Source organism: Rhodococcus sp. IEGM 1354 (assembly GCF_030056855.1).
Classification (GTDB): domain Bacteria; phylum Actinomycetota; class Actinomycetes; order Mycobacteriales; family Mycobacteriaceae; genus Rhodococcoides.
This window is the reverse complement of sequence record NZ_JASHKT010000009.1, coordinates 201,174-213,338: the sequence shown is the minus strand read 5'-3', so window position 1 is coordinate 213,338 and position 12,165 is coordinate 201,174. Positions and strand designations below refer to the sequence as shown.

12 protein-coding genes are annotated in these 12,165 nt (G+C 63.9%); 6 read left to right on the top strand and 6 right to left on the bottom strand.

Annotation, left to right across the window (positions count from 1 at the left end; genetic code table 11):
* The coding region (locus QM588_RS19950; protein ID WP_283315896.1) for a DUF559 domain-containing protein at positions 1 to 1,000 on the top strand (1,000 nt) is incomplete at its 5' end.
* Positions 1,001 to 1,195: 195 nt separating this feature from the next.
* Here the strand turns inward: QM588_RS19950 and QM588_RS19945 are convergent.
* Positions 1,196 to 1,600, bottom strand: coding sequence for an SPW repeat domain-containing protein (locus QM588_RS19945; RefSeq protein WP_283315894.1), 405 nt, complete (start codon positions 1,598 to 1,600; stop codon positions 1,196 to 1,198).
* Between the two features lie 148 nt (positions 1,601 to 1,748).
* On the opposite strand from QM588_RS19945, the gene ramB reads away from it, so the two are divergent.
* On the top strand, positions 1,749 to 3,161 hold the full coding sequence (ramB, locus tag QM588_RS19940) for an acetate metabolism transcriptional regulator RamB (protein ID WP_027498407.1): 1,413 nt from the start codon (positions 1,749 to 1,751) through the stop codon (positions 3,159 to 3,161).
* Between the two features lie 16 nt (positions 3,162 to 3,177).
* Positions 3,178 to 3,951 (top strand): LLM class flavin-dependent oxidoreductase, encoded by a 774-nt coding sequence (locus QM588_RS19935; protein ID WP_283315891.1) that lies wholly within the window; start codon positions 3,178 to 3,180, stop codon positions 3,949 to 3,951.
* Positions 3,952 to 3,977: 26 nt separating this feature from the next.
* Here QM588_RS19935 and QM588_RS19930 read toward each other — a convergent pair whose 3' ends face one another.
* Both QM588_RS19930 and mqo read right to left on the bottom strand, forming a co-directional pair.
* Positions 3,978 to 4,973 (bottom strand): MBL fold metallo-hydrolase, encoded by a 996-nt coding sequence (locus tag QM588_RS19930; RefSeq protein ID WP_283315889.1) that lies wholly within the window; start codon positions 4,971 to 4,973, stop codon positions 3,978 to 3,980.
* 9 nt (positions 4,974 to 4,982) lie between these two features.
* A complete protein-coding gene (gene mqo, locus QM588_RS19925) occupies positions 4,983 to 6,305 on the bottom strand; it encodes a malate dehydrogenase (quinone) (RefSeq protein WP_283315888.1) in 1,323 nt (440 codons plus the stop codon).
* Positions 6,306 to 6,375: 70 nt separating this feature from the next.
* Here mqo and QM588_RS19920 point away from each other — a divergent pair, with 70 nt between their 5' ends.
* From QM588_RS19920 to QM588_RS19910, 3 genes are all read left to right on the top strand, one after another.
* The gene (locus QM588_RS19920) at positions 6,376 to 7,038 is read left to right on the top strand and encodes a TetR family transcriptional regulator (RefSeq protein WP_283315887.1); all 663 of its coding nucleotides are present in this window, start codon (positions 6,376 to 6,378) and stop codon (positions 7,036 to 7,038) included.
* Positions 7,039 to 7,133: 95 nt separating this feature from the next.
* The gene (locus QM588_RS19915) at positions 7,134 to 8,573 is read left to right on the top strand and encodes a gamma-aminobutyraldehyde dehydrogenase (RefSeq protein ID WP_283315885.1); all 1,440 of its coding nucleotides are present in this window, start codon (positions 7,134 to 7,136) and stop codon (positions 8,571 to 8,573) included.
* Positions 8,570 to 10,507: a primary-amine oxidase gene (locus tag QM588_RS19910; RefSeq protein ID WP_283315883.1), complete on the top strand. Its 1,938-nt coding sequence runs from the start codon at positions 8,570 to 8,572 to the stop codon at positions 10,505 to 10,507. Before QM588_RS19915 ends, QM588_RS19910 begins: the two co-directional genes overlap by 4 nt.
* A gap of 109 nt (positions 10,508 to 10,616) precedes the next feature.
* Here QM588_RS19910 and QM588_RS19905 read toward each other — a convergent pair whose 3' ends face one another.
* The 3 genes from QM588_RS19905 to QM588_RS19895 all read right to left on the bottom strand — a co-directional run bounded on the left by QM588_RS19905 (position 10,617) and on the right by QM588_RS19895 (position 11,999).
* On the bottom strand, positions 10,617 to 11,045 hold the full coding sequence (locus QM588_RS19905; RefSeq protein ID WP_283315882.1) for a hypothetical protein: 429 nt from the start codon (positions 11,043 to 11,045) through the stop codon (positions 10,617 to 10,619).
* A 223-nt stretch (positions 11,046 to 11,268) separates the two neighbouring features.
* On the bottom strand, positions 11,269 to 11,790 hold the full coding sequence (locus QM588_RS19900) for a hypothetical protein (RefSeq protein WP_283315881.1): 522 nt from the start codon (positions 11,788 to 11,790) through the stop codon (positions 11,269 to 11,271).
* The gene (locus QM588_RS19895) at positions 11,787 to 11,999 is read right to left on the bottom strand and encodes a helix-turn-helix transcriptional regulator (RefSeq protein WP_027498412.1); all 213 of its coding nucleotides are present in this window, start codon (positions 11,997 to 11,999) and stop codon (positions 11,787 to 11,789) included. Before QM588_RS19895 ends, QM588_RS19900 begins: the two co-directional genes overlap by 4 nt.
* Positions 12,000 to 12,165 lie beyond the last annotated feature (166 nt).

Sequence of the window (12,165 nt, the reverse complement as noted above, 5' to 3'; positions counted from 1 at the left end):
TTCCGCAGGCTCCACTCCCACCCCCACAGGTCATTCCGCAGGCTCCACTCCCACCCCCACAGGTCATTCCGCAGGCTCCACTCCCACCCCCACAGGTCATTCCGCAGGCTCCACTCCCACCCCCACAGGTCATTCCGCAGGCTCCACTCCCACCCCCACAGGTCATTCCGCAGGCTCCACTCCCACCACTTGGAGGGACCTCGTCGCCGCAGGGCTTCACCCCAGCACCATCTCGCGTCGCTTCACGCGCGTCCTGCCGACGGTCCATATGCGCGGGGAGCCGTCGACGATGGACCGATGCCGGGCGATCACGCTGTGGCGACCCGACGCCGTCCTCAGTCATCCATCGGCCGCGTACCTGCGCGGCTGGACCACCGAACCGACAATGCTCGACGCCACCGTCCCCCGAACTGCGCGGCTGCGACCTCCGTCTTGGCTTCGGCTGCACCGTCGCGACATGGACTCCACGCTCGTCGACGAGGTCGCGACGTTGCCCTGCACCATCTCTGCGCAGACGATGCTCGACTGCCTGGCGCTACTCCCCCGCCCCGATGCCGAGTTGCTGATCGACGAGCGCCTGAAGTTCGGAATGGACCCGGCTTCGCTGCTCTGCCTACTCGACCGATTCCCGGGTCGGCACGGGAACGTCGAGCTGGCTCGTCAGGTGCGGCTCGCGGTATCGAGATTTGCGTCGGAGCCCGAGCGCGCCCTGGGCCGCGCAATGCATCGGCTCGGCCTGCGCCTGGAGATGAACGCTGCAGTTGGACCGTTCGTGTGTGATTTCGTCGACCGCCGCAGCCGAACGATCATCGAAGTCGACGGTCGCGAATTCCACAGTGCGGCAGCCGTATTCAGCAAGGATCGTCGACGACAGAACACGCTGGTCCTCGATGGCTGGTTGGTGCTGCGCTACTCGGCGTTCGATGTGCTCACTGCACCCGATCGCGTTGCGGGCGAGATCGCAGCGGTGATTCGACGACGACGGGCATCGCGGCGATGACTGCACACAATGCTCCACTCGCTGGGCCGTGCACGGGATTCATCGCGCCAGTCCCGGGGAGTGGAGCACCAGTTGCATCAGGCCGGTCGCAGTGTCCGACACGGCGATGACTGCACACAATGCTCCACTCGCTGGGCCGCGCACGGGATTCATCGCGCCAGTCCCGGCGAGTGGAGCATCAGTTGCAGAGAAGGCTCAGATGCGAACGCCGGTGTGCTCGTCGCTGGAGGCCACTACTCGCGAGGTGACCGGCGCCCGGCGCGACGCAACCACTCCCAGCGCACCCATGGCAGCGATCACGAGTCCGCCGACGATGGCGAACAGGTCCGCGGCCAGCAATCCGGAGGGGAAGACCATCAGCGCGGGTGAGACGGCGAGCAAAACACCGAGACCGACGTGGGTCCAGTGGCTCTGCCTCGAGGCGGATCCGATGGCCCAGAGCGCCGACGATGCCGCGAGGATACCGAGCACCAGGATGGCTCCGGTGACTTCTTGGTCTCCTTGGACGGGGAGCCAGACGGTGGAGGCGACCAGAACGGCTCCGGTGATGAAGACGACGACGTCCCTGACGATTTCCGATGTGCGCTGACGATTGGACATGACCGCTCCTCGAGGTGCGTGATGAATAGCTCGTATATCGGTATACGCCTTTACTTCGGCTAATGTTCCCGACGGTCACCGAATCGTGACCCAACAGCTAGTTGCGAACGGTGTTAAGCCGAATCTTCGCAGGCGTAGCCTGGCAACCGTGTCCAAGACTTTCGTCGGCGTTCGCCTTCGGCAGCTCCGCAGCGAACGCAGCATGAGCCAGGTATCTCTGGCGCAGAAGCTGGGAATCTCGGCCAGCTATCTCAACCAGATCGAGCACGACGTGCGTCCGTTGACGGTTCCGGTACTGCTGCGCATCTCGGAGGTCTTCGGCGTCGACACCTCGTTCTTCTCCTCCGAGGACGACACCAGGTTGGTTGCCGAGTTACGCGAGGTCGCACTCGATCAGGACATGGGCATCGACGCCGATCCGCACGAGATCGCGCAGATGGTCAGCTCGCACCCTCAGCTGGCTCGGGCCATGGTCAATATGCATCGCCGATACCGCAATACGACGGCTCAGCTGTTGGCAGCGACCGAGGAACGATTCTCCGACGGCAGTGGCAGCGGCTCCATCAGCAAGCCGCACGAGGAGGTGCGCGACTACTTCTATCAACGACAGAACTATCTGCACGAATTGGATACCGCCGCAGAGGCATTGACGTCGAGAATCCGGTTCCATCGCGCGGACGTGGGCGGCGAGATCGCGAAGCGGTTGCGCACGGTGCACGACGTGCAGATCGTCAATCGCATCGACCTCGGTGAGAATGTGCTGCATCGGTTCGATCCGCAGACGCGGGTGTTGGAGATTTCTCCCCACCTCTCCGGCGGGCAGAAGGTGTTCAAGTTCGCCGCCGAGCTCGCGTATCTCGAATGCGGTGATCTGTTGAACAAGATGGCCGACGAGGGAAACTTCACGAGCGAGGCATCGAAGAAATTGGCCGTGCTCGGGTTCGCCAACTATTTCGCGGCCGCGACGGTGCTGCCGTATCACCAGTTCCACGATGTCGCCGAGGACTTCCGATACGACATCGAGCGGCTCTCGGCCTTCTTCTCGGTGAGTTACGAGACCATCTGCCACCGACTCTCCACGCTGCAGCGCCCCGAGATGCGCGGTGTTCCGTTCTCGTTCGTTCGGGTCGATCGCGCCGGAAACATGTCGAAACGTCAGTCCGCCACTGGCTTTCACTTCTCCTCCAGCGGCGGCACGTGCCCGCTGTGGAACGTGTACGAGACGTTCGCGTATCCCGGCAAGATCATGACGCAGATCGCCGAGATGCCCGACGGCCGAAACTACCTGTGGATCGCGCGGACGGTGGAACGCCGTGCCGCTCGATACGGTCAGCCCGGCAAGACGTTTGCCATCGGTCTCGGTTGCGAACTGCGCCATGCAGGACGGCTCGTCTATGCCGATGGACTGGACGTGCAGGGCTCGGCGGTCGCGACTCCGATCGGAGCCGGTTGCCGGGTCTGCGAACGCTCGAACTGCCCGCAACGTGCGTTCCCGCCGCTGGGCAAGGATCTCGACATAGACGAGCACCGAAGCTCGGTGTCCCCGTACCTCGTTCGTTGAAAGAGAGAGAATTCCCATGACCCGAATCGGCGTTGTACTCAGACCCGAGATCGCCCCGGAGGCACTGGTCGATGCGGCGCGCACAGCCGATGCCGCGGGCGTCGACGAGGTGTGGCTGTGGGAAGACTGCTTCTTCTCCGGCGGAATATCCACTGCTGCACTGATTCTCGCGAGCACCGATCGCGTGAACGTCGGCATCGGGGTGTTGCCCACTCCGATGCGGAACGTGGCGTCGGCGGCCATGGAGATCGCGACCGTCGCCCGGGTCCATCCGGGTCGGTTCCGCGTGGGACTCGGCCATGGCGTCCAGTCGTGGATGGGCCAGATCGGCGCGCGAGTGCAGTCTCCGCTGACGTTGCTCGACGAGCAGATGACAGCGCTCACCGCGCTGCTGGCGGGCGAGAGCGTCACGGTGCAGGGTCGGTACGTCTCGCTCGACAATGTGCAGCTCGATTGGCCTCCGCTGCAGGCACCTCCGCTGCTCGTCGGGGCGACAGGCCCGAAAACTCTTGCTCTCAGCGGCCGCAGGAGTGTGGGCACCATTCTCACGAGCGAGACGGACCCGGATCAGCTGAGGACTGCCGTCGGACATATCGCCGCGGGGCCGGGTCACGACATCGTCGTCTATGTCGCCGTTGGATCCGATTCCGATGCCTCCAAGAACAACCTGCAGCGCTGGATCGATGCCGGCGCTACCACCCTCGTACTCGAACCGTCTGCAGAACAACCGGATCCGACCCCACTGTTCGCGCACGCCGCGTCCTTGACGAAAGAGTTCGGAGCCCGGTAACCGGCATTCTCACCGGAAGGCTGACACTAGCGCTCCCGGAGATAGCGCCCCGCGTCCGCGAACGCGCGTGCTCGACGCGTCAGCGTGGGTGGCGCAGCGGGTTCGCCTCGCCACAGGCGGTAGAGCGTGCTCATGCTGAGGATGAGTCGCTCGGGCGAATCCCAGTGCGCGTAGTGCCCGAATTCGGGTGATTTGAGCAGGTTCAGGGCGGCCTCGGTGGAACCGAGTCCCGCGTCGAAGCACGCTCGTCCGGCCTCGGCCACCCAGGTCCAGTAGCTGCGCACGGCGCGTATTTCGTCGGTGCCGCACAGGGGTCCGTGCCCGGGAACGTACACGTCGGCGTCGAGTTCGAGGAGGTGGTCGAGGGCGTCGATCCAGTTCTGCAGAGGGCCGTGCCAGAGCACCGGGGTGGCGTCGATGAAGAGCAGGTCGCCCGCGAACACGACCCCCGCGTCCGGGAGGTGAGCGATGAGATCGCCCGCGGTGTGCGCCGGACCGAGGTAGCGCAGGTGTACCGATCGTCCTGCTAGGTCGATGGTTTCGGTGGTTTCGAATGTGTGATCAGGCAGGCGGGGCAGCGCCGACGGAAACAGCGCATCGCCGCGAACACGGTTCATGTAGGAGCCCATCGCACCGATCGGCCCCGGCACCCAGCCGACTGCCTTGCCGAAGGACGCGAACGTGGATACACCCTTCGGTGGTGTCTCCTCCTTCATCGCGTGCAGCGACGCCGCACTGGTGGTGATGCGTGCGGAGGCGGGCACGCTGTCGTTTCCCCACCAGTGATCACCGTCCGAATGCGTGTTGAGGACCTCGGTGATGGGTGCGGCGGCAACCAACTCGGCGGTGTCGGCGGCGACCCTCTCGGCCCAGTTCACGTCCCAGACGGTGTCGATCAGCATCGACGCCGAACCGGGTGCGACGACGAGCCCGGTGTTGGTCTGCCCCCAACTGCCCGGTGGACGCATGAAGGCCCAGGTGTCGTCGGCGATCTGCTGGTATCCGACCTCGGTGTTTCGCACTGCCACAGGCTATCCGCTGAGCATCTCCTGAAGTCGACCATTCCACTGGCGCTCCGGAAAACATCGACCCAATACCTCCAACATGATGGGAACAGCGGTGGAGGCGCCGGGCGAAGCGCCGAGCACGGCGGCGATGGAGCCGTCCCGCGACGCGATCACCTCCGTACCGAAACGCAATTGCCCGTCCACGACGATCTGGGCGCGCTGTCCGGCGGGGACCACGGACCAGTCCGACGGATCGGCGTTCGGTACGAATTGGCGCAACGCAGCGATCTTCTTGGCCCGGGTGGCCGTCAATTCCGACAGCAGCAGACCTATCAACGGCGTGTTGTTGCCTGCCATCGACAGGAGTGACCCGATGTTGTGCCGGTCGATCGACGTCGGGAAGTCGAGCCACGATCCGTGTTTCAGAAACCGAGGATTCGCGCCCGCGTACGGTCCGAAGAGTATCGACCGCCGCCCGTCGACGATGCGGGTGTCGAGATGGGGAACGGACATCGGGGGCGCTCCGATGGGCGGAGTTCCGTAGACCTTCGCGTCGTGTCTGTCGACCACCTCGGGCCGATCACAACGCAAGAACTGCCCGCTGATCGGTAGTAGTCCGTAACCGCGGGCCTCTAGAATCCCTGCTTTGCGCAACAGCTTCAGAGCCCAGCCGCCGGCACCGACGAACACGAATCGCGCGCGCTCGATCGATCGGCCACCGCGCACTCGCAGGGACCAGGATCCGTCCCGTTCCTGACTCATCCCGGTCACCTCCCGCCCGGTCTCCACACGCGCACCACGTCCACTCATGTCCCCCAGCAACTGCCGCGTCAGTGCACCGAAGTCGACGTCGGTTCCGGTCGCATCTCGGGTGGCTGCCCAGTCGCCTGTTCGTCCCGCCGACACCAGCGGTGCCCACTCGTCCAGTACCGCAGCGTCTTCGGTGTACTCCATGGCTCGAAACAGCGGATGCGCGGTCAACGCTCGATGCCTGGCCTGCAGCGATCGGACGTTCTCCGCCCCCTGCACCAGTGTCATGTGCGGCACCGAACGTACGAAGCTGGTGTCGGCCAGCGTCGACCAGAAGCGTCGCGTCACGGCGAACTGCTCGGCGATCGCGACGGCCCGGTCGATATCGACGGAGCCGTCGAATCTCTCCGTCGTGTAGTTGGTTTCGCACAGGCCGGCGTGGCCGGTCCCGGCATTGTTCCACCCGTCGGAGGCTTCCATCGCTACCTTGGGCAATCGTTCGAGGACCCGAATCGACCAGGTCGGCTCCACTCGTTGCAGCAGCGTGCCGAGCGTCGCGCTCATCACCCCACCGCCGACGAGGATGACGTCGTCCATCGTGCACCCCTTTCTCGTACTAAGTACAAGTCACGCTAACACCGACTCGTACGCCTGTATAGTTCTGCCGGTGCCTCGCTTGACCAGGACTGCCGTCGTCGACGCCGCGCTCGAAGTCGCGTACCGACGCGGACTGGACTCGCTCACCATCCGCAAGATCGCCACCGAACTCGGCGTCTCTCCCATGGCGATCTACTGGCATGTGAAGAACAAAGACGAACTGCTCGACGCCATGGGCGACCGCGTCTGCCAGGATCTCGAGATCACCGTCGATCCCACGGCATCGTGGTGGGAGCAACTCCGCACCGTGCTCGAGGACTTCATGCGCGCTTTGCGCGCACATCCCGGAGCAGCGACCATCGTCGTTCCACGAATGCTGTTCTCGCCCAACAGCAGAGCGGCAATGGAGCTCAGCCTGAGACTTCTGGGCAAGGCAGGCTTCTCCCTGTCCGACGCCACCCAGCTGGCCCGTCACGGCGTTCGAGTCGCTATCTCGTTGATCACGGAGCCCCTGTTCACCGGTGTGGATGTCGAGCCGGAGCGTCGGGCACACGTCGAGCACGAAGTGGCGGAAACGATGAACTCCCTCGATCCCGACGAGTTTCCCAACATCCTCGCCGCAGCCTCGTATCTGAGCGACGTCAGTGCACGGGCAGCGTTCGAGAGGCTCGGTCTGGACACTTACATCGCCGGTGTCAGGGCTCTGGCCGAGAAGACCGACGTTTCGTCCTGACTGCTCGCGTCGTCGTGTACATCTTGTCGGGTGGCAAAGTCTCGCCCGCGGGTGCAGGCTTTGCAGAACCGAAATAGTCGACGCTAGGGGTTGTGATGACGGTGCCTGTCCTGCAGAACTACATCGACGGGGCATTCGTGACGCCCTCGGGTACCGAGATGCTCGATGTCGTCAGTCCGGTGGACGAGTCGGTGGTCGCTCGCGCTCCGATTTCCGATGCTGCCGATGTCGACGCCGCAATGTCGGCGGCCGCCAGAGCTTTCGAGACCTGGGGCAAGACGACTCCGAGTGAGCGCCAGAAGGTCCTGCTGAAGCTCGCCGATGCCATCGAGGCCCACAGCGACGAGATCGTCGAGGCGCAGAGTCGTAACACCGGTCAGCCGAAGGCCACCATCGCCGCCGAGGAAGTCACCGTCGGAGCAGATCAGATTCGGTTCTTCGCCGGGGCTGCGCGGATGCTCGAAGGCAAGTCGGCCGGCGAGTACATGGACGGGTTCACCTCGTACGTACGCCGCGAGCCGATCGGCGTCGTGGGGCAGGTGACGCCGTGGAACTACCCGTTCATGATGGCGATCTGGAAGATCGGGCCTGCGCTGGCAGCCGGCAACACCGTCGTTCTCAAGCCGAGCGACACCACCCCCGAGAGCACCCTGGTGCTGGCAAAGCTGTCCAAGGGCATCGTCCCCGACGGGGTGCTGAACATCGTTCTCGGCAACGGCGGCACCGGCGCAGCCATCGTCGAACACAAAACGCCCGGCCTGGTCTCGATCACCGGTTCGGTGCGGGCAGGAATCGCCGTCGCCGTCGCCGCTGCCAAGCAACTCAAGCGCGCACACCTCGAACTGGGCGGCAAGGCACCGGCCATCGTGTTCGACGACGTCGACATCGCCAAGGCCGCCGACGGCATCGCCGAGGCCGCGTTCTTCAACGCCGGCCAGGACTGCACGGCGGTCACTCGCGTGTTGGTTCACGAGTCGGTACACGACTCGCTCGTCGACGCACTCGTCGCCAAGGCGAAGACACTGAAGGTCGGATTGCCCGACGACCCCGACACCTTCCTCGGCCCGCTGAACAACGTCAACCACTTCGGTCAGGTCAGCTCCAAGGTCGACGGCATCGGCGCGCACGCCACCATCGTCACCGGCGGAAAGCGCATGGGCGACAGGGGATTCTTCTACGAGCCCACGATCATCACGGGCGTGCAGCAGTCCGATCCCATCGTGCAGGAGGAGACGTTCGGCCCGGTGCTGACGGTGCAGAAGTTCTCCGACGAGGCAGAGGCGATCGAGCTGGCCAACGACGTGGACTTCGGTCTCGCGTCGAGCGTCTGGACGTCCGATCATGCTCGCACGCTTCGCATTTCGGCGGCTCTGGACTTCGGCGCAGTCTGGGTCAACTGCCACATCCCGTTGGTGGCCGAGATGCCGCACGGCGGCTTCAAGTACTCCGGTTACGGCAAGGACCTCTCGGCCTACGGCGTGGACGATTACACCCGTATCAAGCACGTGATGAGCTCGACGGAGACTCTTCGATGACATTCCATCCCCTGGACCCACTCTCGAGCGACGAGTTCTCTACCGTCGCCGAGGTTCTGGGCCGGGAACACGGCGTCGGCGACGGGTGGCGATTCGCCTCGATCGAGATGATCGAACCGTCCAAGTCCGAGGTGGCCGCATTCGATGCGGACGGTACCGCCCCTGCCCGTCGCGCAGTCTCGGTGGTGTTGAACCGAGCCGAGAACAGCACGTTCAAAGCCGTGGTGTCGCTGGACAACAGGAGCACCGAATCCTGGACCCACATCCCCGACGTGCAGCCCAACTTCACTGTCGACGAGTGGGAAGAGGCCGACGCGGCGCTGCGCGCGCACCCCGATGTGATTGCCGCACTTGCCGATCGCGGGATCACCGATCTCGATCTGGTGTTCATGGACACCTGGACGTACGGCGAGGCGGTGACGCCCGAGAAATACAAGGGTCGACGCCTGGGCTGGTCCGACACGTGGGTCAAAGCCGCAGAGGGTGCCAATCCGTACGCGGGGCCGGTGGGCGGCTTCCACTGCGTCATCGACGCCAACACGATGGAACTGCTCGAGATCGAGGACACGTACCGCGTCGAGCGCCCGGAGATCATGGGCGAGTACGTGCCTCGCCACATTCCGGAGCGTATCCGCAACGCCAGCAGCCGTCCGCCGCTGAAGCCGCTCGAGATCACCCAGCCGGACGGCCCGTCGTTCGAGCTGGACGGAAACAAGCTGACGTGGCAGAACTGGTCGCTGCGGGTGGGATTCAACTACCGCGAGGGTATGACGCTGCACGCCGTCAGCTACAACGACAACGGGAACGTGCGGTCCGTCGCGAATCGAATGTCGTTCGCAGAGATGATCGTTCCGTATCGCGACCACACCGAGGATCACTATCGGCGCACCGCATTCGACATCGGCGAGTGGGGCCTGGGTTTCATGACCACCTCGCTCGAGCTCGGGTGCGACTGCCTGGGCGAGATCCGCTACCTCGACGCGGTGCTGCACAACAGCAAGGGTGAGCCGTACACGATCACCAATGCGATCTGTATCCACGAGGAAGACAATGCCGTGCTGTGGAAGCACGTCGATCACGACGCCGGAGCCGAAGTACGGCGCATGCGGCGACTCACGGTCAGCTTCCACGCCACGGTCGCCAACTACGAGTACCTCGTCTACTGGCGGTTCTACCAGGACGGCAACATCGAGTGCGAGGTTCGCGCGACGGGCATCATGGTCGTCACCCACTTCGACGAGGGCGGTGCCCATCCGTCGGGCACGCTGATCGACAATCGCACGTATGCGCCCTACCACCAGCACTTCCTGGTCGCCCGGCTCGATCTGGACATCGACGGCACCGAGAACACCGTCTATTCCAGCCAGACCCAGATGGTGCCGATGGGTCCCGACAATCCGTACGGCCTTGCCCTGACACAAGTGAACACCCCGCTCACCACCGAGTCCGAGGGCAAGCAGGATTACGACTGGAACACGCAGAAGGCGTGGAAGGTGGTCAACGACAACGTCACCAATGGTCTCGGCACCCGGCCGGCGTACAAGTTGGTGCCCGGCTCGGCGATTCCGGCGATGTTCGATCCGGCCTCGCCGATCTTCCAGCGTTCCCAGGTGATCGGTCACACCGTGTGGGTCACCCCCAATTCACCCGACGAGCGTTGGCCCAGTGGCGAATTCGTCAACCAGAGCGGCGTCGACCACGGCCTGCCCGAGTGGACCGAGAAGAACCGGTCGATCGAGAACACCGATGTGGTGGTCTGGTACACCTTCGGCATCCATCACATCACCAGGCCCGAGGACTGGCCGGTGATGCCATCCGACACCGTCTCGTTCTGGCTCAAGCCTTTCGGCTTCTTCGATCGCAACCCCTCACTCGACGTCGCACCATCGGAGCCGAAGCATTGCCACACCGATCCCGGCAGCACCTGCCATTGACTGGCGCGGCCTGCCGGCAGCGAGGACCGACAACGAAGCGAAGCGGCGCGTAGCTCACCTGAGCTACGCGCCGCTTCGCTGTCTTGGAATGACCGGTCCGTCGTCCGGCCTAAGAGCTACGTCGGACCTCGAACTGCTCGCCGACGACAGCGGTCTGCGGTTCGGTGACGCAATCCAGGCGTCCGTCCAGACGCAGCGAGACGTTGTATTCACCCGGCTTGAGCGCGAACGTGGTGATGGTGATGCTCGTCGCATTGTCTTCCACGACGACACGCGGGCTCAGCGACAGCATGCCGTTGTGCAGGACCTCGCATACCTGACCCGGAAAAACGTTGTCCACTTCGACGGTGATGTTTCTGGGGCCGCCCAGAACCTCGATCGTGGGAGTGCTCGACCCGACGAGTCTGAGGTAGCTCTTTTCTCTGCGCACGGTCTCGACTTCCCTGTTTGCATGCTCCACCGGAAGGTGGACGCCCGACACGGTCTCGTTGGTACTTCGTGGCGCAACGGAGGACGGATTGGTATTACACGTCGTCATCGGCGTCCACCCGAGCCTCCCTTTACATCGAACGCGTATCCGTCCGCGTTACCGAAACCGCCGAAGAACAGCACCCGTACAGCCGCGACACCGGGAAATCGCGATGTCATCGGTCAGAACATACCCTCCGGCCTGCAAATCTGCGAAACGGAGACCGTCCAACCGAAGCCTTTACGCATCCTTGCACCCTGTAACAGATCGTGCGACATATTCGAGACCCAATTCATTCGTCCGTATCGAAAGCCCGCTGCTCGGCCAGCTCGGCGGCATGCTCGGCCTGGCGGGCCTGCCGCCGCCTACCCCTGATGCCCACCACGACACCGGCAAGACCTCCGACAAGGCCGATGCCGGCACCGAACAGGATCGGTGCGAGCCTCCCGTGTCCGTAATGGAGCAGCAGGCGCAGGCCGGCACCACCGGCGCCCACGAGATAGAGAACCACCAACACCCCGATCCGCGACCGGCGAAGCTTCTGCGAGGTGTACATGTCGATCCCCCGCGCTCGGGCGTACCCCACAACTACGTTGGCCACCGTGAGGAGAGCCACGAAGATTCCCAATGCCACCCAGGCCCCGGTGACCCCCGCCGCGAAGGGCAGTACCGCGCCGGCGATCATCCCGATCCACAGCAGGGATTGAAATCCGACGGCCGAGGCCTCGTTCCAGATGTCGCGTTGTAGTTCGTCGGCGTAGAAGTCGTCGTCCAGGTCTCCCACGAAGCGGGCAGCTTTGGTGAATGCGCTCATGTTCGTTTCCCTTCGTCGTCGCCGAACAGTGTTTCGACTGTCGTGTCGAGTGCTCGGGCCAGTCGCAGTGCCAGGTACACGCTCGGTGCGTAGTCGCCGCCCTCGACGGAGACGATGCTCTGCCGGCTGACTCCGCAGATGGTGCCGAGTTCGGCCTGCGTGATGCGTGCCTGCTTGCGATGCGCGCGAACGTTGTTGGATCCGGGCATGGCAAAAAGTCAACTCTGCTTGTCATAAAATGTCAAGCAGTCTTGTCATCGGCTCGCCTTTACCTACTCGTAACGCGAGAAACAGACTCGTCACCGCAGAAAATACCAACGCAATAAGTTGCCTTTACTGTTCGCAATCGCGAATACATCTCCGTATACACACTTT